Origin of the sequence: Microbacterium sp. UBA7513, assembly GCF_002478345.1 — a bacterium.
In the GTDB taxonomy this organism is placed as follows: domain Bacteria; phylum Actinomycetota; class Actinomycetes; order Actinomycetales; family Microbacteriaceae; genus Microbacterium.
In genome coordinates this window covers 111,630-135,187 of the sequence record NZ_DLNJ01000015.1, presented here as the reverse complement: position 1 = coordinate 135,187, position 23,558 = coordinate 111,630, and the positions used below count along the sequence as shown (strand labels likewise).

Genomic DNA, 23,558 nt, shown 5'->3' with positions numbered 1-23,558 from the left:
TGACGAGTGGCCCCGCCGCGAGGGCGGGGCCACTGCGGTGGGCAGGATCAGCGCGCGAGCGCCGAATGCACGGCGACTGCGGATGGCATCGAGTCTTTGAGGACGCGACGCACCGTGCCCGTGAGCGGGGTGCCTTCGACGACGATGACCACCTGGTCCCCGTCGGCGAGGCCGCCGAGTCCGCGCCGGAGAGCGAGGGACTCGTCGTTGGTGAGCACGGCTTCGGGCTTGCCGGAGCGGTTCACCGCCATGCCTCCGTGGGGCAGCCACCCGCCCTGGTCGTACAGCTTTGGGACGACACCGCCCGAGGCCATCGCCAGGTGCACGTGGTTGTAGTGCTGGCGCCTGACGGCCTCGGACCAGCCCGCGAAAGGCTTGCCGTTCTGCAGCTGCCGGTTCCCTGCCGGGGTATAGATCAGCTCGGACGCGTTCGGGAACAGCTTCGCGATCGCGTTGAAGGTCGCCATGCTGGCCGGCACGATGTCGATCGCACGCCCGAGGGCGTGGTACGACTGGCCGCCGTTGACGGTCCTCGCTCCCGGTCGGAAGTTCGAGGTCATCACCGCACCGGGCAGCGCGTTCTGCACGATGCCCCACATCGCTTCCCAGCCCATGCCCTTGGTGCCGACGCCCTTAGGCGCTGCGGCCTTGAACAGCTCGACGAAGCCCATCAGGGTCTTCTCCGCCAGTCCGCCGACCGTGCGCCCGAAGAGGTTTTGCCCGCCCATGAGCGGCCGGATGATGCCCTCGATCACATGCGTCTTGATCGCCTGCGCGGGGTTCGTCATGAACTCCCACGCGACGGACGCGGCTTTGGTGATCGAGTCCCACACGTCGCCGAAGAAGTTGCCCTCTCCGTCGCCGAACGGCAGCCGCCCGTTGCGGGCCGCTGCGTTGAGCGCATCGACCCCAGCGGCGCCGCCGACGAGGCGAGTGAACTCGGGGCGCATGATCGCCTCGCCGCCCGACAGGGCGAGCCCACCGGCGGTCGGCGACCAGAACTGGTGCACGTCACGGCCCGGGGTGTATCCGGGCATGACGCCACCGGAGGCGAACTTCACCAGCGACGCCTTCGGGAGCTTCATATCGTCGAGCCCGAGGGTGCCGACCATGTCGTTCCAGAAGGACCGCAGGCCCTTGTTCCAGACGGTATCGAGCACGAAGTTGATTGGCACGGCGGCGGCCTTCTTGATGCCGTCCCATGCTTTGCCGATCGTCTTCGCGACGTTCTCGAACGCTTGCCCGATGAGGCTGACGCCGACCTTGAACGGGGTGAAGACGTACGCGTTGATCCAGTTCCACGCGGCCTTCATCGCTCCGGAGATGCCATCCCAGACCGGCTTCACAATGTTCTTGTAGAGCCATTCGAAGACGGCGCCGACGGCGTTGATCGCTGCCTTGATCGACTCGGTGATCGGGAGGATGATGCTCGTCCAGACCCATGAGAAGACCGCGCCGATCGCGGCGAAGACCGGCTGGATGATCGTCGTCCACAGCCAGGACACGAGCGCGCCGATGGCCTCGAAGGCGGGCTTGATCGCGTTCTGCCACAGCCACGCCGCGGCCGCGCCGATCGCGGTGAAGGCGGGCTGCAGGGCGTTCGTCCAGAGCCATACCGCGACCGCGCCGACGAGGCGGAAAGCGTTCACGATGAGGTCGAACTGCAGCTTGAACCCGGCCGCGAGGAACGAGACAACGGCCATGATCCCGTCGAACACGGGCTTGAGGATCGTCTCGTAGACCCAGGTCGCGATCTCGCCGATCTTCTGGAAGACCGGCTGGATGACGTTCTCCCACGCCGCGATGAAGAACCCGGAGATGTTCGCCCACGCCTCGCCGAGGAAGCGGGTGAACTCCTGCCAGATCGTCTTGCCGAGCTCGGTCTGAGTGAAGAACCACACCAGTGCGCCGACGAGCGCCGTGATCGCTCCGATGAGGAAGCCGATCGGGTTCGCCCTGACCGTCGCGTTGAAGAGTCGAGTGGCAGCGTCGGCAACCTTCGTGGCGGCCGCGCTCGCGAGAATCGCGACCTTGGACCGGATCGAGAGCGCCTCGTTGGTGCGCAGGCTCGCGGCCAGCTTCATGAGCTCCAGGTTCTGGATCGCGTAGGCAGCTGCGCCGACCTTCGCCGCGATACCTGAGGCGTAGGTGGCCGCCGTCGCCCCGTAGGTTGCGGCGGCATAGCCGGCCTGGACTGCTCGGTAGGTGCTCACGGCCGCCACGACTCCGGCGATCACACCGCCAGCGACGACGAGACCGGAGATCCAGTCCGCGTTCGCAGCGACGAAGCTCACTACGGCTGTCACGACGTCGAGGATCAGTGGAGCCAGGAAGGAGACCGCGGCCGCGAGTCCCTGGATGAGGAACACGACGATCGGGAGCACAGCGACGATGGTGGTCGTCAGCAGCGGGACGACGGCGTCCATCAGCGACACGAGCGCCGGGAGGACAGGGACGAGCGCTCCGCCGATCGCGGATCCGATGTCCGAGAACGCCTTACCGACGACTGGCAGGATCGGCTGCAGCGCCTGGAAGAGAACAGCTACGGGAGAGAGCGTGGTCCACAGCTCGCCGATCCAGCTGACGTCGACCTTGCCCTGCAGCGCGCGGACGAACCACTCGGCGGCGGGCGCGAGCACCTGGCCGATCTTGTCGCCCACCTGCCCGGCGATGTCTTCGAGTGGGCCGAAAGCGGCTGTGATGGCCTGCAGCGCTGGCGCGATCTGCGGGAAAACGCCGCCGAGGAGTCCGGCGCCGATGCGGCCGAGTGAGGCGATGAAGTTCGCCCACGAGCCGCCGACGGTGTTACCCATCTCCGACGCGACGGTTCCCGCGGCCGCGGTGGCAGCGGCGGCAAACTGGTCGAAGTTGATCTTGCCGGAGGAGGCGAGCTTGAAGACCTCGCCCGCAGTGACGCCGAGCTGCTTGCCGAGAGCGGCGTAGATCGGGATGCCCTTGTCGGCGAGCTGGCTGAGGACGTCGTTCTGGATGCCGTTGGCCTGCGACATCGCCTTGGAGAAGATGGAGCCCATCTCGCCGAGGTCGGTGCCTGCCGCGGCCGCGGTGTTCGCGACGGTCTTGAGCACGGCCTCGAGGTCGCGGCCGGGCTTGATGCCAGCGGCGACCGCCTGCGCGGCCACGGTGGCGGCATCGCCGAGACCGAAGGCCGTTCCGCGCACGGAGGTGAGCGCGTTCTTCATGATCTGCTCGACGGAGCCGGCGTCGTTGCCGAGTCCGGTGAGCTTGGCGCGAGCGGTGTCGATCGCGTTGAGTCGGGAGAAGCCCTTCCACAGGGCGGTGCCGATGCCGGTGGCGAGTGTGGCGCCGAGGGTCGCGCTGCCGACCTTGATGACCTTCGACGCGCTGGCGACGAGGCGATCGCCGATTGAGCGGCCAGCGCCGTCGGCGGCTCCGGTCGCGCTGCCGAGAGCCTTCTCGACCTCGCGCTTCGCACCGGGGGCCTTGACCGTCAGGGCGACGTACGCGTTCGCGATCTCGACCGGAGTTGCCACGGTGACCCCCTTCGGGCGAGACGCCCCAGGGGCGTGGCGGATGCGCGACGAGGCACAGCGGGTCGGCAGGTGCCGGGCTGTGCCTCGTCGGGCGGTCAGGCGCGGCGGCGAGCGGCGCGCGCGTGGTGGCGGCGCAGCTTCTCGTCCATCTCGGCGGCCTCGGCGCGCGCCTCGTGCGCGGGCTTAGGCAGTTCAAGTGGCTTCGGCGGCGTGCCCTTGCCGCCGGCCTCCTGGAAGGAGACGCGGCGGATGGTGAACTCGACCTCTCGGAGCAGCTGCGCCTCGACCGAGAGTGCGCCCTCGCCGCCGAGCTCGCGGCCGAGCGCGCACCCGGAGGGAAGGTGCTCGACGTAGTCGCTGAGCTCGGCGATCGATCGGGCCGGGTCGGTGCGGCCCTTCCCATCCGGGAGGAGCCGCAGGCGGTATTCGGATTGGAGCGATGCCCGCAGAGCGCCCTCGTGGTGTGCGAGGGCGTTCGCGAGCTTCAGGAGGAAGGGTTGAGCGCCTGGAAGACGGCGAAGACGAACTCCGAGGCCTTGCCGGCGGGAACGCGCCCGGTGCTCTTGTCGCGCATCTCGTCGAGGATGCGGCGGTAGTCGTGGCCGACGAGGCGGCGCAGCAGCGACGGCATGCGGGAGACGTCGTTGCTGTCCTGGACGCCGCGAATGTCGTCGAGGAGTTCGAAGTCGTCGAGCGCCTCGTCCGGCACACGGACGTCGATGCCGTCGACGGTGACCTGCTTGCCGGGAACCTTGCGGACGCGCTCGGGCTCCTCCTCGGTCGGGTCGGCGATGTCGATCTCGACGTCGATCGGCCTCTGCTTCTTCGGCTGGTGGTCCTGCGGCTTCTTCGGTGTTGCCATGATGGTTGACCCCTATCTGACCCCGGGGTGGTTGATGAGGTGGGCGGCGTCGGGGTCACGAACGCCGCCCACCGGTATGTCACGCCGCGGAGGTGTCCGTGGCGCTGGTCTCGCCCGCGGTGCCGGTGGCGGCATCCGGGGTGGTCTCGCCCGCGTCGGTCGCGGTCGCGCCGGACTCGACGGCGGCGAGAATGTCGGCCTTGAGCGTCGCGCCCGTGATGTCGATCTCGTTGTCGGCCGCGTAGGTCTTCAGCTGCGAGACCGTCCACGACTCGTCGGGAGCGGACATGGCCGCGAAGCCCTGAGCACCGGCGCCGTCGGCCGCTTCGAGATCCGTCTCGTAGTGGTCGTAGTCGCCGATGATCTCCCCGAGGAAGGGGTACATGGCGATGTCGGCGTTCGTGGCGACACGGTCGCCGTTCGGGCTGATCTCGAGCACCCCGATGACGTCGCGCTCCTTGATCGTGACGTCGTCGCTGTCGAACTTGTCGATCACGCAGGCGCGCTTGACGACGCGCTGGCCGGATCCGCGGGTCGTCTTGCGGACGCCGGCAGTCGTCGTGGACGCCTTCGTGACGTAGCGCAGCTCGTTGGTCTGCTTCTTGGTCTCGAGTGCGACGAAGGCGACGGTGGTTCCGGGCTCGCTGATGCGCGTGCGGACGACGCCGTTGCCCTGGTAGCCGCGGGACTTCTCGACGGAGCCGGTGAGCGACTCGGTGATGCCGTCGCCGTTGAGCCAGCCGACGTCCTCGAACGCCGGGTCGAGCTCGTCGTCGAGGCTGGTCGGCAGCGTGGTGCCGAGTGGGGCCAGGTAGATCGCGTCGTTGTCGGATCCGAAGATCCGCGCGTTGTTCGCGTTCACGGTCATGAGTGTGTCTCCTTGGGTTGAGCCGGACATGACCGGCGCTGGTGACGACCGGCCGAATGCCGGAGGTCAGGCTGTGGGGTGAGCCAGGCCCCTACGGGCGCGGACGGTGAGCTGCACGGTCAAGCGCCAACGTGGGGTGTCTGTGTCGGGGTCGGGCGACCAATACGGCCCGGCGATCTCCTCGACGTGCCGGACGAGCGGCATGCGGCGGTGGTCGTTGAGGAGGGCCGTGCGACACGCTTCGAGCAGCTCGAAGGCCGCGACCGAATCGGGCGCCCAGGCTTCGACGGTGATCTGCGGGCGGTCGACGACGCGGTTCGAGGCGCTGCCGCCGTTGCGCCAGGCGCGCACGAAGGTCGCGGGCCGCTCGGCGGGTACCGTGCCGACCACGCGATGCGGCGCGACGACGGGCAAGAGGAACTGGCGGGTCATCGCCTGCGCGTCGGGGAAAGGCATCGCGTCTCCCTTCGCCGTGAGGTCAGCTGCCGGTGTTCTTGGCCTGGCCGAGCGCCCGCTCGAGCGCCGCGTTCCTCGCCTGCTCGCGCATGCCGCGGGCGTTCTTCGGTTGGACGTACCCGCGGGCGACCCAGCGGTGCGGAGAGGCGACGTACTCGAAGTCGTTGCCGGCGGCGGCCGCCATGCGCCGCCCAACGTCCTCGACGATGGCCTGAGCCTCGGGTGACCGCATGATGGTGTTCAGGCCGCGCAGGTTGAGTTGCACGGGGATGCGCTGAGCCACGGCGATCACCTACCCGTCGGAGCGTTCGACCTCGACCGGCATCCACCAGCGGGTCGGGGTGTTCTCGGCGGTGTAGGGCTGAGGGTCGCCGATCACCTTGCACGGCGCCTGGCCGCGGACGCGGATCAGTGCGCCGCGCAGTGATCCGGTGAAGGTCTTGGGGAAGTGCAGGTTCCAGGCGACGACCGTGCCGTAGGGCCGAGCCGTGTCGGGGACGTCGGCGCGGGGGCCGGGGGCGACGAGCACGTCGTCGACGTCGGTCTCGACGAGCGTGTGGGTCGGCTCGCCGTGCGCGTTCTCCTCGCCGTCGACGCGATGCAGCACGGTGACGGTCTCGCCGATCATCGGTCGACCAGCCCGAGGTCGGCGAGCGGGTCGTCGCGGTATGCCGGGGCCATGCTGACGGTGAAGGCCTGCTGGGCGGAGTAGCCCAGGAGGCGGCGCTGCTTCTTGGTGAGGAACAGGTCGCCGGAGGGATTGATGTACTTCACCGACTGCGAGTACGGGCCGGCGGCCATCTGCGAGGACTCGACGCCGTCACCCACAGAGGCGGCCGCGGTCTTGACCATCTCGCAGACGACGTCCGCGGCCAGGTCAGGGTCGATCGCGCCGTCGGCGGTCGGGTCGATGGCCCACAGCTGAATGCGCCCGTCGATGCCAGGGCACTCGGCGCGCAGGTACCGCGATGCGCGGGCCAGCTCCTTGTCGAGCCGGCCCGCGATCGCGGCCGGGGGTGTGCCGAAGTTCTCCTCGTAGTACGCCTTGTCGGCGAACGGTTCGACCATTCGGCCCACCCCCTTGTGTTATTCGCCGGACTCGTCGCCGGCGTCGAGCAACTGCTCGACCTGCGCGCGGATCTCGTCGCGCTTGGTGCTGTCCTCGACGACGATCCCGAGGCCGGTGGCGAACGCCGCCCACTCGTCTCGGGACGCGTTGCCCGCCGGAGGTTGGGTGGGCTCGTCGGACTCGTCGGAGTCCTCGGAGCCGTCGGAGCCGTCCGAGTCCTCGGAGCCGTCGGAGTCCTCGGAGTCCTCAGAGCCGTCGGAGCCGTCCGAGTCGAGCTCGTGCAGCCACTCCTCGAGCTCCTCGCCCTCCTCGATCCACTCGCGATCGAGGATCGCGCGGGTACCGGGGTCGACGTTGACGACGACCCCGGTACGGCGGTGAGTGAGCCGGATCTGGTCAGCCATCAGGCGACCTTGTCCTCGACGACGGCGAATCGGTCGGTGAAGACGTACCAGCCGTAGACGATCTCCAGGCGGAGGGCGATCTGGTTCTTCCGCTTGAGGTCGCCCTGGCCGTCCGGGTCACCGTAGCGGATGATCTCGATCGGCAGCTCGCGCTGGACGCCCCAGCGGATGCCGTTGCGGAAGTCGCCGACGATGGCGCGCACGCCGGTGTCGGGGGCCTCGGGGACACCGGAGACGGTGTCACCCTGCGCGGTGGGCACGCCCATGAAGTCGGTCACGTTGGTGCCGAAGCCGAGCTGCGGGTATCGCAGGTCGGAGGTGTCACCGGAGCCGTCGCGACGCTTGAGGTTCGCGAGTGCCCACGCGAACTTCGGGTCGATGGCGGCGCCGTTGACCTGCTTCGACGCGCCGACCAGCAGCCCGACTGCGGCGCGGAAGTCGTCGTCGGCGTCGGCGGTGTCCTGCTCGACGCGCTTCGTCGTGGCCGTGACGTAGATGTCCCACCCGGTGATCACCGAGCCGCTGAGCGGGTTGATGCGGTGGAGCAGACCGAGGTCGAGGCCGCGCGAGAGCGCGACCTGCCCGGCGTCGGCGACCTCGCGGAGGATGCCGAGCTGGTAGTCCTCGTCGGCCCACTGCACCTCATTGCTGAAGCGGAGAGTGACCTGACCCTTGTGGGGCTTCGCGGTGACCGCACCGAAGCCGGTCGACGTGGAGGACTTGTTGCCACCCTCCTCGACGTACTCCATCTTCGGGAAGTCGTTGAAGGTGATGAGGTCGACCTCGCCGAAGCGCATCGGCTCGCGGCCCGAGAGGCGCGCGACCGTGGAGAGCGACTTCGACTCCTTGACCATGCCGTCCGCGATGGTGCGAGGCATGAGGACCTTCGCATCTGCGGTGCTGAAAACTGCCATGTTGGGGTGCTCCTTTCAGAAGCGATCAGTCCTCGCCGGATTCGGAGCCGAACAGCTGCCGCACTGCGGCGCGCTCGGCTTCGTCCCCGGTCGGGGTGTTCTCAGGGGTCTTGCCGGGGTCCGGGAGGACCGGGCCTCGGCTCTTGATGAGCGGCTTGATCTCGTCGGCGTGCGCCTCGAGCTCTTCCTTGGTCGTCCCCCGCAGCACGTCCACGGGCACGCCCTTCGCCTTCGCGACGTCGGCGCGCCAGGTGTCCAGCTGCGTCTTCGACTCGAAGCCGGTGACCTTGGTCTGCAGGTCGCCGACCTCCGTCTTGAGGGCGTCGCGCTCCTGCTCGGCGGCCGTCTTCGCCGTCTCGGCGTCGGTGGCTCGCTGCAGGGCCTCGTCGACCTTCGTCTTCTCCCGCGCGAGGCGGTCCTTGACGAGGTCGTCGAACTTGTCCTGGGAGTCGATGGTGATGGGGAAATCCATTGCCGTTCCTCTTTCGCCCCGATTGACCGCTCGGGTCGGCGTAGACCCGCCACGGCGGCGGGTGGTCTTAGGCGTCGTGCTCGTGCACGCCGTCGGTGAACTCGTCCGGGAACATGCGCCGCATGGCGGCGGCGATCGCCTTCGGGTCGCTGCTGTCTGCGGCGGCTCGGGCCTGCTCGTACCGGTCGAAGAGTTGGTCGGGGTCGTAGCCCTCGATGTGCGATGCGTCTGCGTCGAACAGGGAGACGATCTGGCAGTCGCAGTCGTCGTGGAAGTGGTCGGCGATCTCGCCCGCTGTCTGGGCGGTGGCGTAGACGAAGCCGCGGGAGGCGAGCATCGCGCACCAGGCACAGGTCTGGGCGCCGGTGGGAACGCGCCCGAATCGGGGCCGCAGGGGGTCGCGCATGGAGTTGAGCGCGATGGTGGTGCGTCCCGAGTAGGTGATGTGGCGCTGGACCGCGCCCGCGAGCCCGCCGAGGACGGACGCGGGGTCGTCGGTGAACAGCCCGCCCGCGAGCGCTCGCGTCGAGCCCTGCACGACGTCGGCAGCGGCGGCGGGTGCGACGCGGGCGTTGAAGCCGACGCCGGGCCGCATCTGCTCGTACCACTCCGCGGCGGCGACCGAGGCGAGATCCCCGTACTCGCGCACGAGGAGCGGGACGATCTCCAGAAGTGCGTCGCGGACCGCCTCGGGCCGGGTGAGGTCGAGGGTGGCGAAGTACCCGGTGAGCTCGTTCTGGGCGAGGGTGACCAGACGACGCTGCGCCGCGGACAGTCGAGTCACGTCGGCGCGCGTCGTCATGGTCACCTCTCTTCGAGCTGGTCTGCGTCGTCCTTCGGCAGGCGCAGCGCAACCGGGGTCGCTCCGGTGAACCGGATCCCAGCGAGGCCGAGTCGGTTCGCTGCGTCGTCGGGGTCGACGCCGGCGCGGATGGCCGTGCCGAGGGCGTCGAACTTCGCCTTGAGCGCCGCGGGGTCGTCGCCGGTTGCTGCCTGCGGCTGACCGGCGGGAGCCGGGGCGGTATCGGCCGTCGGGGTCTGCCCGGCCAAGATCCGCTCAAGCACTCCCGCGCCGCCCGCTTTGGTGCGGTCAGACTTCATGCGCGCGATCTCTGGCTCCTCGAACCCGGCGTAGCGCAGGGCGTCGTCGGTTTCGGCCATCCACGGGAACACGCTCACGAGCTGGCTGAGCGCGGCCGCGGCCGTGGTCGGCGACGTGAAGGCCGGGTTGACCCACGTCGGCCGGAGCCCGCGCAACTCGTCCGACGGCTTGTCCATCTCGTCGCGGAGCATCACCGCGCGCTGCGCGACTCGGCGGAGCGCTGCGCCGAGCACGCGGTTCGATGCCCGCGCGGCGACGATGAGATCCTTCTCGGCGGCGTAGAGGGCCTCCGCGGATGGCGGGTTGTCCTGGACGATGCCGAGTGCGGAGATGGGCAGGTCGGTCTCGCCGGCGAACTGGCTGGCGTACATGCGGTAGTGCTCGATGAGCGGCTGCATGGTCATCTGCGGCAGCTGCTCCACCTTCGGCAGCTCGCCCTCTTCGTCGCGGCCGATGGCGAACCAGCGGTCGATCGCGGCCTGCCACTTGCCCGACTTGAATGCGTCCTCGGAGACGCCGAGGGCCATCATGCGCGGGGCGGCGAAGAACTCCGCGGCGCCCTCTCCGCGGACGACAGAGCGGATCGCGTTGTCGGTGATCGCCATGACGGGGCGGGAGATGCGGGAGCGGCCGAACGGCCGGTCCAGCTGAGGGCTCCACGCGAGCGGCTCGGCGAGCACCTCGCCGAGCGGGTTCTCCTGACGGGAGGTGACCCATGCTCCGGACGGGCGTCGCCGGCAGATGAGCACGACGTCGGGGAGGAGGACGTCCATGCCGGTGGGGCGGCCGTCCTGGTCGACGTCGGTGATGGCGAGCATCGCCGAGACGACGCGCCGCTTCTTGTCCCATGTCCCCGCGGACCACTCGGCCGAGCGCGCCATGATCAGCACGTCCGGGTCTCCGGCTTCGGTGTCCCCCAGCGTGGTGGTCATGAACGAGCACGAGTGCTTATAGGCCGACTCGATCGCCTGCGGCAGTTCGAGGTCGAACCGGTTGTCGTCGAGGAGTCCGGAGATCGCGAACGGGTCGCTCGTGCTGTTCGGCGCGACGAACGCATCGAAGACGCTGCGCTCGGCGAGCTTGGTGACGGCCTTCGCGGGCCATCCGAGGGTGGCCTTGACCTTGCGGAGGATCTGCGGCGGCACTCCGATACCGAGGTCGCGGAAGGGCATCTTGCCGTCGAAGTAGACGCTGCGCAGCACGTTGCGGGGCCGCTTCTTCGCCCAGACAGCGACCAGGCCGCGGATGATGTCGAGCTCCTGGTCGGTGACACCCTGCATGTACTGCGGGGTGATGTTGTCCATGTAGGTCGATGATGCGATCACTCAGATCACCTCCTGCTTCTTGCCGGGTCGGCGCTTCGTCGTGCGCACGCCCCACAGGGCGAGGCTGATCGCTTCGGTCGGTGTCTCGTCGCCGTCGGGGGTGGTCGCTGCCCATCCCCAGGCGCCGGCGGTTCCGCGGAACTTCTTGTCGCACACCGCCACCGACGCATCGAGGAGGTCACCCTCCGGGGCTGCGGGGTGTGTGACGGTCTTGCCGCGCACCGCGTCGGGAAGCATCGAGCACGCCGCGAAGTACTCCGGAGTCGAGGCAACGCGGATCGCCTTCGCCGACACCTTCCGCTCACGCAGCGCGAGCGCCAGCGCGTCGGCGCCCGCTCGCCCGGAGATCGTGATCTGCGCGATCGTGTGAGCGCGCAGCGCGATCCAGTCGGCCAGCGGCCCGATGCCGTCCTCGAGGGATCCGGTGTTCGCGTCGATGAGTTCGAGGTGACTGCTCGCGCCGTGCTTGAGCGCCCCAGCCACAGCGACGCGCGTGCCGTCGGCGGAGAACGCGACGCCGAGCGCGCGCAGCCCCTCTTGCGGGACCGACTCGACCTCGGTGGCCTGCCACTCCTCCGCGGTGATCTCGCGGGAGCCGCCGACCTCCTCCTCGTCCCAGATGCCCAGGCCCTCGCGCGCCCAGTCACTCGGGTCGGTGAGGTTCTCGCGGAGGCGGAGGATCGCCTCCCAGGGGGTGCGGTGCGGGAAGGACGGGTTGGCCTTTTCGAGCGTGGCGCGGTCCTCGACGTCGTCGCCAGCGTCCGCGCCAACCTCGACGTACAGGGTGTCGTAGTCGACGGCCTCGCCCTTCGCGCGCTGCTCCTTGATGGCGAGCGCCTTCTTGCGGCGAGCGCGGAACACCTCGGCGGGGTCGTCGGGCTTGGGCGGGGTGCCCATGTAGATGATGAGCGGGTTCTTGGCGGTGTTGGCCGCCGGGATCATGTCGGAGAGCGCCTTGGCCTTGAGGATCTGCGCCTCGTCGAAGACGACGATCGTCACGCCTGGAATGCCTCGGCCGAAGCCGTGCTCGCGAGCGCCGAACATGATGCGAGAGCCGTTGGCGAACTTGATGCGCTGCTTGCCGTTGCCCTGCCGGATGCCGTTGTGGGCGATGTAGGGGGCGATGCGGCGACGACGGGCGAGCGCGGAGAGAGTCTCGAAGGTCTCGTCGGAGGTCGCGGAGTGGTGGGCGGTCCAGAGCACCTTGATGCCGGGGAACAGGATGCACAGCGCGAAGACGATGGTGCCGATCGAGAACGTCTTGCCGACCTGGCGGCAGATCGAGATGAGCACGCCGCCGATGCCTGCGGCGTAGAGGCCGTTGGCGCGCTTGGCGAGGATGGCCCGGGCGAGGCCCTTCTGCCAGGGGTCGTGCTGGACGCCCATCTTTCGGCACTGGGCTTCGACCGCCGGGTAGCCGGTGGTCTTGATTCCGGACGGGACGACGAGGTGCTTCGCGACGTCCGACAGCTTCCGCTCAGAGGTCGTCGGGGTCGAGGTCTTCGTCGGGCGCGGACGCGGCATCGGCGGCCTCCTCGGACTCGCGCGCCTCGATCTCGTCGAGCTCGCGCATCGTCGCGTCCAGGAGTCGGACGTTCGGCGGCAGGTCACGCGGTGCCATGCCCTCGGCGATCTTCTGCGCGAGCTCGTCGCGAAGCGCCTGCAGGAACGCCTTTCGGTTACCGGAGCGGGCGGCCTCGACGAGGGTCATCGGCGGGGGCGCGGCGGCATCCATCCACTTCCGAAGCGTCGGACGCGACACCCCGAGAGCAGTTGCCACTTGTGAAATCGACTTTGCAGCTCGCGCCTTCTCGACGGCGTCGCGCTTGAAGGCCTCGGTGTAGGCGGTCTTGCCGCGGGATCCTGCGGACTTCGGGGCGCCGACCGCACGCAGCGGGGCATTGGATGAGGCCATGCGGTATCACCCCCTGGAAAGTGGAAAGTTCCCGGGGAGAGATCGGCCCTATGCCTCCGGGAGGGCCGGGGACGCGGGGGGAGGGGGTGCGCCCCCTACCCGCCCGGGATCAGCGCAAGGGCGTGTGCAGCTCGACGTGGATGGCGAGACGGTTGCGGGCGGTCCACTGCCGCGGAGCGGTGCGGGCTTCGTGCTCGGCAGCAGTGCGCAGTGCCTCGTAATCGGGTTCGCCCTGCAGGCGCTCATGGGTGCGTGCGTACGCCTGTGCGCTCTCTGCGCGCGCAGCGTCTACGGTGAGGACCATCGCGTCTCCTCTCCCCTGCCATGCGCTCTCACCAGGACACGAGGTTCGTGATGATCCGGCTCGCTGCAGTCTCGGCGGCCGCGTGCAGCTTCCTCCGGGCCTCAGCGAGAGTCATTGTGCCCTTCCACCTGTTGCACTTGCGATGCATCAGACGGGTGTTCGCACGGTCGTACGGCGAGCCTCCACGAGCACGGGGCACGTCCTCGTCGACCTCGGCACGCATCGGGTGAGGCACGCAGCCCGCGCACCCCGCTCCCCCACACTTCGGGCCATGAGCACCGGGGGTCATCCTCAGCGACTTGTCCACGGCCACCCCGCACAGGGCGCATACATGCTCCTCGCGGAGGACACGGATGCGGACCTGGCGGCGACGATGGCCGTTCGCGTTCGCTGGGATGCTCGCCACAGCCCACCTCCGAGAGTCTGGAAGCGGGCGCCCCGGGCACCCTCCACTCTGTGAATCATGCGCTGTCCCCCAAATGGCCGACTTGTTGCCGACCGGCGGCTCTGGGAGGCTCAACTACGCATCGAAGGTTTGGAGCTTCCGGTCTTGGGGGCAGCCTTCGCTGACGATCGGAGAGAAGTGAAGAACAAGACAAAGGGCACCTACGCTGCTGCCCTCGCTCTGGTGGCCGTACTGGCGGGTGGGGTCATCCCTGCAGCCGCCACCGAAGCGCCCCCGCCCAGCGCGGTAACGACCGACACGGACGTGAGCCCTATGTGCGTCTCGGGCTGGCGATACCAGGCCCTCCAGCGCACCAGCAGCTCTCTGGTGAAGATCGGCCCCACGCATTCGAGTCGCAACGGGACGGGTTCCTCCGCGAGCATGACCCTGACTTCCACGGTGTCCGGAACAGTGGGAGCTGCATGGACCGGGTCGACCAACGTATCGGGCAGCGTGAAGCTCGCTTCGATCTCTGGCACCTTCGGCATCAACGCGCAGGCGAGCGTGACCGCAACCGTCGGCAACTCGATCACGATCACCGTGCCAGCGGGCAAGACGGGGAACGGTGACTACGGCATTTGGAAAACGTACGTCACGGGCAAAGAGGTGTACTACCTCAACAACTGCACGTCCGGAGCAAGTTCCGCGACGAATGTGTGGGCGCCGTACCGCGTGGGCTGGAACACGTGGATCAGTTGAGAAGGAACGCACTTACAGTCAGCGGGGCCGCCATCTTGGTGGCGGCCCTCGCCGGCTGTACCGGAGGCGCGGAGCCCCAACCGACCAGCCCGCCGTCGGGCCCCTCAGCCACATCTGCACCGACGGCGCCGCCCTCCCCAGCCGCCTTGCTCGCAACCTACGCTGACGACGAGGAGGCATACGGGAAGCTCAACTCCGTTCGAGGACTTGCGGAGCTCGGACCCTTCGACCGGGACAGCGAAGGGATCGCCGTGTACGTACGTTGCTTCGGCGAAGGAGCCGTAAGTATCGAGATTGAGGGCATTGCAGAGTTCGAGCAACAGTGCCTCACTGACGCCAACGACCCGGGAACACGCAACACCTTCGACGCCCGTTACGTAGACCGCATCACCGTTCGAGGACAAGCGGACAACAACCAGCTCTGGTCCCTCGCCGTTACAGCACTCCCCGCCAGTTGACAGGCCCAGCCGCGCGATGCAGGATCCACGCTGCCCGGTGCTCCCGCTCCTCAGCTGATCGGATAGCTTGATCCGCATGAACACGGTTGAGGAGCTCGCGGGCGAGCTGCGGCGGCGCGGTCTCGCTCAGCGCAGGGCGGGCACAGAAGCCGATGCGGTCGAATGGCGAAACCGGGCGCGGGAAGCCGCCCGTCGTCTCGGTCGCCCCGTGCAGACGATGCAGGGAGGCTTGGTCGTCCTCGCCGTGTTGAAGGACTGGCCAGCGAACGAGCTTGAACTGCAGCTCACCGAACTCCAGGTCGGCAACGCGATCAAGCGGATGCGCATCCCGATACCGACCGACGCATCAGCGACTCCCTGATGGACGACGGAAGCCCCGCCGGATCGGCAGGGCTTCGGTCATAGTTCAGGTGCAAGCACAGCTTAACACCGACTGGCGACACACCGCAGAAGACATCACGGGCGCGTGTCCCGCCAAAGATCGGGGCGCTCAGCCAGGATGTCAGCGCCATCCCGCCTGATCGTCTCCGTGGAGACGTGCCCCGCAAGCCAACCGGTGAGCAGCTCCGCCGTTTCGGCCGAGTAGTCATGCGCTGCGCGCTGCGCATCCATCACCTGGCCGATGGACATGCCTGCGGGGTCGAACGAGCCGAGCGTGTCTCCCCAGACCTTCATGAGTCGCTTGAACCGCAACGCCAGCCAGTCGCCGACGATGTCATCGGGGGCTGTCCACGCACGGTAGATCGTGATGCGACCGCGTAGGTCTGAGATGAGCTGTCGCATGTCCCCGGATGTGCCGTCGAAGGTGGCGAGGGGGGCGATCGCCCTAGCGATCTCTGCTCCGGCCTCTAGCCGCCGCTCTGCCGCCCGGTCAGCAGCAGCGCTCTTTCGCTCGGCGCGGTACAGCCCAATGGAGATGAGTGTGGGAACGAGGATCGCCGCGATCGGGATGAGCACATCGATCGCGAGACCTCGCATCTGCTCTGGCGTCATGATCCGATGATGGCTCATACGGGCGATCGACGTGTGCGCATGCCGGCTTGCCTGTGGGTGAGGTACTCAGCCATCGAGGATCCCACCCCTCTCCGGTAGGGTTCCCGCATGGACTCTGGATGGGCGGTGGTGCTTGGCGCAGTCATTGCTCTCGCCGGCTCCTCTGTAATTCCCTGGATCCGCGAGGCGCTTGCATCGGCACGACTTCGTAAAGAGCGTTCTCAAGAACGTCTCAATGACGCCATAGTCGAGCTCCTCGCCATCAACGCTGGAATGGCAACCGCGGTCGTCACGGCGAACGGCAACAAGCTCGCCGAGGCGTATTCCGAGCGTCAGCGAGCAGCAGCCCGCCTTCTCCTGGAAGTGCCCGCACCCGAGCGGCAGGATATCGGCGACGTGCTTGACCACGCTCTCCCGTCTCCGAAACCCGATGGCGATCCTCAAGCGCTCGTGCTGCATACGACACACGCTCTGCAGATGACGTTGGTCGAGTGGGTTTCCGGCGAACTGCGTGCCGCGGATGCCCGGAAACGTCTCAAGGACTTGATCGGCGAGTAGACGCCCCATCAGGTCCTCTCGACTGGTCGTGTCTTCTCCGTTCGCTATGGCGTGAACTGCGTCCGCTGCTGGTTCGATCGCATCCCAGCGCCCGCAGCGTCGACTGCCGAGGCGTGCACGTACTTCATCACCGACCCGCGCGGGCCCCGGTGCTGAGCGACCACGGTCACGACTTCTTTCTGCACCCACCGCTGCATCTGCCGCTGCGAGACCTTCGCGCGCTTCGCCGCCTGCTGCAGCGTCAGCAGCGGGTCGTACCACTCGCGCACGGGGGCCGCCTCGGGCTCGCCTTCACCCTCGTCGTCCGGGTAGACGAACACGTCGGTGCGTCGCTCGGTGCCCCACTTCGCCATCGCGTCCGCGACCGACCAGCCATCGCGCAGACCTTCGACCTCCGGGTGACGGTCGAGCACCACCTCCCCGAGCCAGGTCATCACCTCGCGGTCGTTTGAGTAGTCCGACAGGGTGACGTGCCACCACGGTTCGAGCCTGTTCAGCACGGCCAGCGCGTCCACGAGGTCCGCATCGATCGGTGCCGGCGGCTCGGACACCGACGAGCGCCCTCCCGGAGCCTTGTCCGTCGGCGTGGCCTTCATCGGATCCGCCAGCGACCGCACCCGCCCGATCAGGTCAGGGCCGTCGGCGAGCAGCGCACGCATCCGGCCGAAGCAGCGGTCACAGATCAGCGACCCGTCCCGGCACTCGCGTGGCGCGCACCCGTCGCACGGGAACTGTCCCTCGTAGTCGGGCCCGCTGAACTGGCAGGCGGCATAGTGCTCACCCCATCGGACGCACCCACGGATGCAGTAGCGGTCAGACATCGGTTCCCCTTTCCCCGGCGACGAGCGCTTTCAGTGCGGTCCTCGCAGCCCAGCTCCGCTCGTCCGAGCTGATGCACGGCGAGTCCGAGATCGCGATCAGGTTCGCGATCCGCTGCTGCTCGACCTGCGCCGCCCGGCCCTGGCGGTACTCGCGCGCCCACGCGCCTTCCTTCTCAGCCACGGCTCTCTACTTCCTCAACGGACACGGTCACGGGCGTTGGCGGCCGGAGCGTTGCGGTGTTCCACTCACCGTTGTAGATCGTCGCGAGCGCCCACTCGTCCGCGAGGTACTCGCTGTCGAACGGCCCGATTGGTCCCTCGATAGGGTTCCCTGCACGGTCCTCAGCCCAGTCGACCTCCACGATCGCTTTCGGTTCAGCCATGGCGACCGCCCCCGTTCGCGATCTCGAGCAGGACGTCGGCGTGGCATGGTTCGTCGAGCGGGCACCAGCAGGCGAGGTTCTTGCCCCCGAGCTCGGCGCGGATCTTCTCGACCGTGAAGTCGCCGAAGCCGACCGCCGACTTCTCGAACAGGCGCACGGCGCGCTCACGGTCGCCGTCGACGACCTTGAACGGATTCCCGAACCGTGTCGGCCGTGCGACCACCACCGTGTTGTCCGGCTTGCGCCACCCGGCCCGCCTCGACAGCTGCACGCGTCGCGGCGGATCCGTGCACACGCAGTCAGCGACCTCGTCCGGATCCTTCCACACCGAGATGATGCCTGACCCCTTGCACCGTGAGCAGTCCGCCCGCGGCTCAGAACGGTGTGTCGTCGCCATAGGTCCATCCCCCTTCCGCAGGCGGCTCGGGGGTCGCCCACTGCTCCTGTGCCGGGGCCGCGGCCGCCGGCTTCTGTCCATCGGTGCGCGCCGCGCGGGTCACCTGCGCGGTCGCATAGCGGAGGCTCGGGCCGATCTCGTCGACCTCGAGCTCGATCGCGGTGCGCTGGTTGCCCTCGCGGTCCTGGAAGGAGCGCTGGCGGAGGCGGCCCTGCGCGATCACCCGCATGCCCTTCGTCAACGACCCGGCGACGTGCTCGGCGAACTCGCGCCAGACGCTCGCGCGGAGGAACAGCGGTTCGCCATCCTTCCACTCACCGTCCTTCAGCGTCCGCGGCGTGCTCGCGATCGTAAAGTTCACGACCGGGAGACCGTTCTGGGTGTAGCGCAGCTCGGGGTCGGCGGTGAGATTGCCAACGACGGAGATGACGGTCTCGCCAGCCATCAGCGGGACTCTCCGGCGGTGGCGATCGGCTCGATTCCGACACCCTCCTCGAAGCTGATCGCCACGGGGACGGATGCGAGCACCTGATCTTCGACGGTGCCGACGATCGCGTCCTCGATGCCCACGGCGTCGACCCACTCGGATGCCCAGCACGGGTGCCCTGTCTCGGTTGCCTCCTCACGCGTCCACGACTCGCGCATGTCCGCATCCTTCGGGCGACGACGGCAGGAGGCATCCTCGGGCGCCGTGCAGGTGAAGCCGCGGTGCAGCTCCCCGCCCTGGAGTTTCAGCTCGACGTGGTGGTAGTTCTCGGTGGTGCTCATGATGCTGTCCTTCCTGCGCGGTCGCGCATGTTCTGTTCTCTGACCTCGGTGGCGTACTTCGCCGCCCAGGTGCGGGCGGTGTGCTCGGAGATCCCGAGGTCCCGGGCGATCTCCGCCCAGGACTGGTTGAAGCGGCGCCCGGCGCTGATCTCCTCGCCGGCGCGTGTGGTGTAGCCGCTTCGGCGTCCGGAGTTCGGGCGGTAGCCGCCGTGAGCCGCAGGGGTGACGCGACGCAGGATCACGTCGGCGACGTCGATGCCGCGGCGCGTGGCCTCCGCGTTGAGCTGCTGGTAGACGTCGAGCGGCACGTTCACCCGCACGGGCAAGTAGCCGCCGGCAGGGCTGCTAGAAGACCGTGTCATCCCACACCTCCTCGGGTTCGTCGTTGAGCTCGTAGAACTCGGTCAGCCGGTCTTCGTAGACCCGGCGCTGCATCCACTCGTCGCGGAGGAGACGCCTGTCCCGGCAGGGGCCGCACTTCTTCGCTCCCGCTCCCCTGGGCATGTGCTCGTCGCAGAACATCGGCGGGGCATCCAGGACGGCCGGACGTTCGGGGCGCTCTGGCGCCGGCTCCCGGTCCTCCTGCACGGCGTCCCAGGCGGCGGCTCGCGCGGCGTCCTCCGCCCGCACCCCGGCCCGCGCCCGCTCCCGCGCACTCCCCCGCGCCCGCTCTCGCGCCCTCGCGCGCCCGCCCCCACCCATAGCCATGGAGCTTCCATGGAAAGCGCCGGGGGGCTCCGGGGTGCGGATCGTGGTGCCGCGCAGGTCGACCTTCAGCGGGTGCAGGAGCAGCAGCCACTCGACCGTCTCCCGGGTGTCCGGGTCCGGGGCGAGGAACGTCGTCAGGAACCCTGCCTCCGCCAACAACACCAGGTGCTCGTCGACCTCGTCCGGTGTCAGGTCGAGCGTCGGGTACATCGCCGACGAGATCGCCCTCGTGTCGAACCGCCCCCGGCCGAGCGGGTCGAGGTTCAGCCACAGCCACACCGCCGACGGCTTCGCGACGTCCGGCACTCCGGCCAGCGTCTCGAAGTCGGCGGGGCTGATCATTCGTTGCTTGGTGGACATCGGTTCCTCTCGCGAAGCCCCGGATACACGCGGCCAGGGCAAAGTTCAGGTCTTCGGGCTCGACGGTGAAGCACTCGGAGTAGCCCTTCCCGCCGGGGCCGAGCACGTCCTCGGCATCAGCCCAGGACGCGAACGCGGCGGGGAAGATCCGACGCAGCACCCGCAGCGCCTCCCGCTCCCACGACGCGTCCGTGCCGCGCTGGCACACGATCGGATACCAGCCCCGATCGAGCCACCGCTGCACTCGCGACCACGCCCACGCGCGGCCGATCTTCAACGTCCACGACTCCGGATGCCAGACGACATACGTCATCGCGTACTCGGGCATCGCACTCATCGCGTCCTCGCCTTCTTCGCCGGCGCGACGTCGCCGCGCCACTCCCGATGTGCAGGCGAGACCTTCGAGCACAGTCCGAACCGGTCGAGCCCGTTCGTGATCTGCCCGCACAGGCGGCATGCCGGCTTGCCCTCGTGGATCATGTCGACGACGCGGAGCTGCTCGAGCGTGACCTCACGGTTCGGCGCCCATGGCTTCGCCTCGATCGACGTCGCCGCGGCGATCGACCGCGCGATGTTCGCCTCGAGCACGGCGATCATGCCGCGTCCTCGATCAGTTCGGCCTCACGACGCGCCTGCCACTGCCGTTCGAACTTCGCGAAGGTGACCCGCGGGTGCGACTGCCAGTGCTCGACGAGCTCCTGCGAGGCGTACGCGAGCGCGCGGGTCTCCGTGCCCATGAACAGGGTGAACGGGTCGATGCCCTTCTCGCGGCCGCGGGCGTTCAGCATCGCGCCGCGCGTAGCTTCCTCCGCGGCGACGAACTGCGCATAGAGGGTGTCGTCGTACTCGGCGCGGCACTCGCGCCACGCGGAGAACGCTTCGCTGATAATGCTCACGACACACCTCCGTGAACGGAATGCGGGAACATGCTCGGAGATCCGCACGTAGAACAGTGCTTCCGCGTCTCCGGATGCCGGCGGCCGCACTGCTCGCAGTGGATGATGCGGATGCCGGTCTGGGTCGTCTGCGGCGCGCTCATGCGATCGCCTCATGCCAGAGCAGCCACTGGGCGCCGTAGACGCTGCAGCCCATCTCCATCGCGACCGCGCGGGAGATCCGCACCCGGGTCACGCCCTCGAGGCGGAACCAAGACATCTCGAGGGGATAGAACACGGGCACGCGCTCAGGGTGCGTCACCCAGCGGCGGACCTTCCACCCGAATCGAAGCGCCGTCGCCTGCAGCGCCCCCTCGCAGCCCTCGTTGCAGGGACCGCAGAGCGACAGGCCATCGACCGGCGAGGGCACGTTCTTCGAGCCGCCCATACCCACCGCTCGACGATGCTGGAAGGTGAGCACCATGACTCCGCAGGCGGCACATCGGCGCTCGTCGCGTCGGTAGACAGCCTCTCGAGTCGCAGGCGTAGGAGCGCTCATGCTGCCACCGCCAGCAGGAACTCGGCAACGGCATGGCCGAGGTCGCGCGCCGCGGGCGGCGTGACCGCGTTCCCGGCCTGCTTCACCTTGTCGCGCTTCGATCCGAGGAGCAGGTAGTCGGGGGCGAAGCCCATGCCCGCCTGGATCTCGTGCGGTTCGAGCATCCGGAATCCGGCGTCGTCGACGTCGAGACTGATCGGCTCGCCCGGCTCGACGAGGGACTGATGACCGCCGGTCGTGAGCGTGCGGATCGGCTCGGTCACGGGCGTCGACATCTCCGCGCCGCCGCGGTTGTTCCTCATGACGAGGGCGTGGTGGTTGCCCTCCGCACTGACCGTGTCGATCGGGTGCGAGGTCGGCTTCGCGACGCCGTGGTTGCGCAGCGGCACGACCAGGCCGTCAGCTTCCCGCGTGGTGATTGCGGGCATCGTCGCCGACGTGGGCACCGCGGAGTCGCGCCAGGTGCCACCCGCGGGCACCAGCAGCCCGGTCTCGTTGCGCGTCGACTGCGTGCGCAGCGGTTCGGCGGTGGAGGCGACGCTCTTGCCCTCGCGGCCCTCGACGGGCACGAGCAGCGAGGCGTGGTTCCCGCCGGCGACGAGCGACGGCAGCGCCTCGGAGATCGGTCGAGATCGCGAGTCGTCGGCGCCCGAGAGGTTGTTGACGATGAGCGCGTGGTTCGCGCCGTCGGCGACGACCGTGGGCAGAGCATCCCCGAGATCCTGAGTGCGGTCGCGCTGCCGAAACTGAGCGAGGAACGCGGGCGGGATCGCCAAGCCGTGCTCGGCGCTGCCGGTCTGGACCGGCATCGGCGCGTCGAGCTCGGACACGCGCAAGTAGTTCGAGCCGGTGGTGACGCCGTCGTAGGTGTTCCCGGCGGCCTTCGCGACGATCGGTGCCCAGTGGCGCTCGATGCCGCGGCGGATCCGCTCGACGGTCTTCGCGGCGAGCGGCTTCGCACGGTCGCCGATGCGCGGCGCTGGGATCGACCAGTCGATGATCGAGGAGGCCGGGAGCCATCCGGGCTCGACGACCTGCCAGCACTTCGGGCACCGGTAGAGGTACTGGGCGCGGTAGCGACCCCACTGCTCGGTCTTCTTGAACGCCTGCACGGCCTGGATCTCGCCGTGCTCGAGGCAGAGCGCCATCGGGCGGGTCCACTTCGCGACGTTCGGACCGGTGAGGCCCTTCTTCTTCGAGGCGAGGTCCTCGCGCCACATCACGATGTACATGCGGTCGCGGGACTGCGGGGCCGGGAGGCCGCCGATCTGCGCGTGCATGCTGTTCAGCCACGCGAACTGCATCCGGTAGCCGAGCTTCTCCATCGCAAGTTGCCACGCCGGGAACTGGTCCCAGCGGTACGCGTCGACGACGTTCTCGAGGATGATCGCCATGTACCGGTGGTGCTCGGCGAACCGCGGGATGTCCCACATCGTCGCGCGGGACCGGTTCGCGGCCTCGTCGGGCAGCGGTGCGGTGCCGTCGAGCTCGAACAGTGCGAGGTCCTGCTGGCGCTGCCGTTTGATGCCCTTCGCGATCGAGTGATTCGTACACTCCGGGGATCCCCAGAGAACATGCGTGCGCGGGAAGTAGCGCGGGTCGACCTGGGAGATGTCCGCCTGGGAGTGGTCGGTGTCGGGGTGGTTCATCTGGTGCGACTCGATCGCGAGCGCCCAGTGGTTCGCCGCGATGACGACCTTGTATCCCGCCTCGACGAGACCGGAAGACGAGCCACCCGCGCCGCAGAACAGGTCGGTCACGGTGAGGCCGTTCCACGGCACCTCCGGGTGCCGGTAGCCGACCGCGGCGCTCATCGGGTCACCCCCGATAGAGTGCGGGGATGGAACCCGTGCCCACTGACTTCTGGGGAGTTGTCGTACCCGCCTGGCTTGGTGCGGCCGGTTCGATCGCGGCATCCGCCGTAGCGGTTTTCGCCTACATCAATAGCCGATCGGCGCGCGGAGGCGTCGAGGAAATGCGCGATTCGGTGAATCAGAGCACCCCCACGATCTATCGCACCGCGGACGTGTCCGCGACAGTATCTGGGACCGCTACCGCAGTAGTCGTCGAGCCCTGGACCTTTGAGCGCGATGGCAAGAGAGGCACGTTTCGCAACACCAGCGGCGAGACGTTGACCGTTACTGGCGCGTCCGCCACAGGCGGAGTCGACCTGACCCTTCGAGCCCAGTTCCCGCTCGAGGTGCCTTCGACCGCTTCGTTCGACCTGCTCATCCATCGAGTTCTCGGCGGCCCCGCGGTGGTTGGAGTGACTCTCGACTGGACGCGCGAAGACGGCGCACAATTGTCGCGGACCTACTACCTCTGAGCGAG

General features: G+C 68.5%; 33 protein-coding genes. 5 read left to right on the top strand and 28 right to left on the bottom strand.

The window, feature by feature from the left end:
* Nucleotides 1-47 precede the first annotated feature (47 nt).
* The 15 genes from B2W79_RS08075 to B2W79_RS08005 form a co-directional block, all read right to left on the bottom strand.
* A complete protein-coding gene (locus tag B2W79_RS08075) occupies nt 48-3,512 on the bottom strand; it encodes a tape measure protein (RefSeq protein WP_292788475.1) in 3,465 nt (1,154 codons plus the stop codon).
* A 484-nt stretch (nt 3,513-3,996) separates the two neighbouring features.
* A complete protein-coding gene (locus B2W79_RS08070) occupies nt 3,997-4,374 on the bottom strand; it encodes a hypothetical protein (protein WP_292788473.1) in 378 nt (125 codons plus the stop codon).
* A 79-nt stretch (nt 4,375-4,453) separates the two neighbouring features.
* Entirely contained in the window at nt 4,454-5,242 is a 789-nt protein-coding gene (locus B2W79_RS08065; protein ID WP_292788471.1) for a hypothetical protein, read from the bottom strand.
* A gap of 66 nt (nt 5,243-5,308) precedes the next feature.
* Nucleotides 5,309-5,698 (bottom strand): hypothetical protein, encoded by a 390-nt coding sequence (locus B2W79_RS08060; protein WP_292788469.1) that lies wholly within the window; start codon nt 5,696-5,698, stop codon nt 5,309-5,311.
* Nucleotides 5,699-5,720: 22 nt separating this feature from the next.
* Entirely contained in the window at nt 5,721-5,981 is a 261-nt protein-coding gene (locus tag B2W79_RS08055) for a hypothetical protein (RefSeq protein ID WP_292788467.1), read from the bottom strand.
* A gap of 9 nt (nt 5,982-5,990) precedes the next feature.
* Nucleotides 5,991-6,326, bottom strand: a complete 336-nt coding sequence (locus tag B2W79_RS08050; protein WP_292788465.1) for a hypothetical protein — start codon at nt 6,324-6,326, stop codon at nt 5,991-5,993.
* Entirely contained in the window at nt 6,323-6,766 is a 444-nt protein-coding gene (locus tag B2W79_RS08045) for a hypothetical protein (RefSeq protein ID WP_292788463.1), read from the bottom strand. The genes B2W79_RS08050 and B2W79_RS08045 overlap by 4 nt, the downstream gene beginning before the upstream one ends.
* Nucleotides 6,767-6,784: 18 nt before the next feature.
* Nucleotides 6,785-7,171: a hypothetical protein gene (locus B2W79_RS08040; RefSeq protein WP_292788461.1), complete on the bottom strand. Its 387-nt coding sequence runs from the start codon at nt 7,169-7,171 to the stop codon at nt 6,785-6,787.
* Nucleotides 7,171-8,085, bottom strand: a complete 915-nt coding sequence (locus tag B2W79_RS08035) for a phage major capsid protein (RefSeq protein ID WP_292788459.1) — start codon at nt 8,083-8,085, stop codon at nt 7,171-7,173. The genes B2W79_RS08040 and B2W79_RS08035 overlap by 1 nt, the downstream gene beginning before the upstream one ends.
* Before the next feature lie 25 nt (nt 8,086-8,110).
* Entirely contained in the window at nt 8,111-8,557 is a 447-nt protein-coding gene (locus tag B2W79_RS08030; RefSeq protein WP_292788457.1) for a hypothetical protein, read from the bottom strand.
* A gap of 67 nt (nt 8,558-8,624) precedes the next feature.
* On the bottom strand, nt 8,625-9,359 hold the full coding sequence (locus B2W79_RS08025; protein WP_292788455.1) for a hypothetical protein: 735 nt from the start codon (nt 9,357-9,359) through the stop codon (nt 8,625-8,627).
* A gap of 2 nt (nt 9,360-9,361) precedes the next feature.
* Nucleotides 9,362-10,963 (bottom strand): hypothetical protein, encoded by a 1,602-nt coding sequence (locus B2W79_RS08020; RefSeq protein WP_292788453.1) that lies wholly within the window; start codon nt 10,961-10,963, stop codon nt 9,362-9,364.
* Between the two features lie 21 nt (nt 10,964-10,984).
* Nucleotides 10,985-12,508, bottom strand: coding sequence for a hypothetical protein (locus tag B2W79_RS08015; protein ID WP_292788451.1), 1,524 nt, complete (start codon nt 12,506-12,508; stop codon nt 10,985-10,987).
* Nucleotides 12,462-12,899 carry a transposase gene (locus tag B2W79_RS08010; protein WP_136051192.1) on the bottom strand — a complete coding sequence of 146 codons (438 nt, stop codon included), beginning with the start codon at nt 12,897-12,899 and terminating at the stop codon, nt 12,462-12,464. The genes B2W79_RS08015 and B2W79_RS08010 overlap by 47 nt, the downstream gene beginning before the upstream one ends.
* A 109-nt stretch (nt 12,900-13,008) precedes the next feature.
* Nucleotides 13,009-13,203 carry a hypothetical protein gene (locus B2W79_RS08005; RefSeq protein WP_292788448.1) on the bottom strand — a complete coding sequence of 65 codons (195 nt, stop codon included), beginning with the start codon at nt 13,201-13,203 and terminating at the stop codon, nt 13,009-13,011.
* Between the two features lie 583 nt (nt 13,204-13,786).
* Here B2W79_RS08005 and B2W79_RS08000 point away from each other — a divergent pair.
* From B2W79_RS08000 to B2W79_RS07990, 3 genes are all read left to right on the top strand, one after another.
* Nucleotides 13,787-14,347 carry a hypothetical protein gene (locus B2W79_RS08000; protein ID WP_292788446.1) on the top strand — a complete coding sequence of 187 codons (561 nt, stop codon included), beginning with the start codon at nt 13,787-13,789 and terminating at the stop codon, nt 14,345-14,347.
* A gap of 146 nt (nt 14,348-14,493) precedes the next feature.
* Nucleotides 14,494-14,805: a hypothetical protein gene (locus tag B2W79_RS07995; RefSeq protein ID WP_292788444.1), complete on the top strand. Its 312-nt coding sequence runs from the start codon at nt 14,494-14,496 to the stop codon at nt 14,803-14,805.
* Between the two features lie 76 nt (nt 14,806-14,881).
* On the top strand, nt 14,882-15,166 hold the full coding sequence (locus B2W79_RS07990) for a hypothetical protein (RefSeq protein ID WP_292788443.1): 285 nt from the start codon (nt 14,882-14,884) through the stop codon (nt 15,164-15,166).
* Nucleotides 15,167-15,261: 95 nt separating this feature from the next.
* Here B2W79_RS07990 and B2W79_RS07985 read toward each other — a convergent pair whose 3' ends face one another.
* Entirely contained in the window at nt 15,262-15,798 is a 537-nt protein-coding gene (locus B2W79_RS07985) for a hypothetical protein (protein WP_292788441.1), read from the bottom strand.
* 108 nt (nt 15,799-15,906) lie between these two features.
* Here B2W79_RS07985 and B2W79_RS07980 point away from each other — a divergent pair, with 108 nt between their 5' ends.
* Nucleotides 15,907-16,356 (top strand): hypothetical protein, encoded by a 450-nt coding sequence (locus B2W79_RS07980; RefSeq protein ID WP_292788439.1) that lies wholly within the window; start codon nt 15,907-15,909, stop codon nt 16,354-16,356.
* A gap of 44 nt (nt 16,357-16,400) precedes the next feature.
* Here B2W79_RS07980 and B2W79_RS07975 read toward each other — a convergent pair whose 3' ends face one another.
* From B2W79_RS07975 to B2W79_RS07920, 12 genes are all read right to left on the bottom strand, one after another.
* On the bottom strand, nt 16,401-17,015 hold the full coding sequence (locus B2W79_RS07975; protein ID WP_292788437.1) for a hypothetical protein: 615 nt from the start codon (nt 17,013-17,015) through the stop codon (nt 16,401-16,403).
* Between the two features lie 154 nt (nt 17,016-17,169).
* A complete protein-coding gene (locus tag B2W79_RS07970; RefSeq protein WP_292788435.1) occupies nt 17,170-17,358 on the bottom strand; it encodes a hypothetical protein in 189 nt (62 codons plus the stop codon).
* Entirely contained in the window at nt 17,351-17,560 is a 210-nt protein-coding gene (locus tag B2W79_RS07965; RefSeq protein WP_292788433.1) for a hypothetical protein, read from the bottom strand. The genes B2W79_RS07970 and B2W79_RS07965 overlap by 8 nt, the downstream gene beginning before the upstream one ends.
* A complete protein-coding gene (locus tag B2W79_RS07960; protein WP_292788431.1) occupies nt 17,553-17,855 on the bottom strand; it encodes a DUF4326 domain-containing protein in 303 nt (100 codons plus the stop codon). The genes B2W79_RS07965 and B2W79_RS07960 overlap by 8 nt, the downstream gene beginning before the upstream one ends.
* A gap of 79 nt (nt 17,856-17,934) precedes the next feature.
* The gene (locus B2W79_RS07955; protein WP_292788429.1) at nt 17,935-18,402 is read right to left on the bottom strand and encodes a single-stranded DNA-binding protein; all 468 of its coding nucleotides are present in this window, start codon (nt 18,400-18,402) and stop codon (nt 17,935-17,937) included.
* Complete coding sequence (locus B2W79_RS07950) at nt 18,402-18,725, bottom strand: hypothetical protein (protein WP_292788428.1); 324 nt, start codon at nt 18,723-18,725, stop codon at nt 18,402-18,404. Before B2W79_RS07950 ends, B2W79_RS07955 begins: the two co-directional genes overlap by 1 nt.
* Complete coding sequence (locus tag B2W79_RS07945) at nt 18,722-19,087, bottom strand: hypothetical protein (RefSeq protein WP_292788426.1); 366 nt, start codon at nt 19,085-19,087, stop codon at nt 18,722-18,724. Before B2W79_RS07945 ends, B2W79_RS07950 begins: the two co-directional genes overlap by 4 nt.
* Nucleotides 19,071-19,793: a hypothetical protein gene (locus tag B2W79_RS07940; RefSeq protein ID WP_292788424.1), complete on the bottom strand. Its 723-nt coding sequence runs from the start codon at nt 19,791-19,793 to the stop codon at nt 19,071-19,073. Before B2W79_RS07940 ends, B2W79_RS07945 begins: the two co-directional genes overlap by 17 nt.
* Nucleotides 19,794-20,126: 333 nt before the next feature.
* Nucleotides 20,127-20,390: a hypothetical protein gene (locus tag B2W79_RS07935; RefSeq protein WP_292788422.1), complete on the bottom strand. Its 264-nt coding sequence runs from the start codon at nt 20,388-20,390 to the stop codon at nt 20,127-20,129.
* The gene (locus B2W79_RS07930) at nt 20,387-20,689 is read right to left on the bottom strand and encodes a hypothetical protein (RefSeq protein WP_292788420.1); all 303 of its coding nucleotides are present in this window, start codon (nt 20,687-20,689) and stop codon (nt 20,387-20,389) included. The genes B2W79_RS07935 and B2W79_RS07930 overlap by 4 nt, the downstream gene beginning before the upstream one ends.
* Nucleotides 20,690-20,828: 139 nt before the next feature.
* Complete coding sequence (locus tag B2W79_RS07925; RefSeq protein ID WP_292788418.1) at nt 20,829-21,152, bottom strand: hypothetical protein; 324 nt, start codon at nt 21,150-21,152, stop codon at nt 20,829-20,831.
* Nucleotides 21,153-21,223: 71 nt separating this feature from the next.
* Nucleotides 21,224-23,041, bottom strand: a complete 1,818-nt coding sequence (locus tag B2W79_RS07920) for a DNA cytosine methyltransferase (RefSeq protein ID WP_292788415.1) — start codon at nt 23,039-23,041, stop codon at nt 21,224-21,226.
* A gap of 26 nt (nt 23,042-23,067) precedes the next feature.
* Between B2W79_RS07920 and B2W79_RS07915 the strand changes: the two genes are divergently transcribed.
* Nucleotides 23,068-23,553 (top strand): hypothetical protein, encoded by a 486-nt coding sequence (locus tag B2W79_RS07915; protein WP_292788413.1) that lies wholly within the window; start codon nt 23,068-23,070, stop codon nt 23,551-23,553.
* Nucleotides 23,554-23,558: the final 5 nt, after the last annotated feature.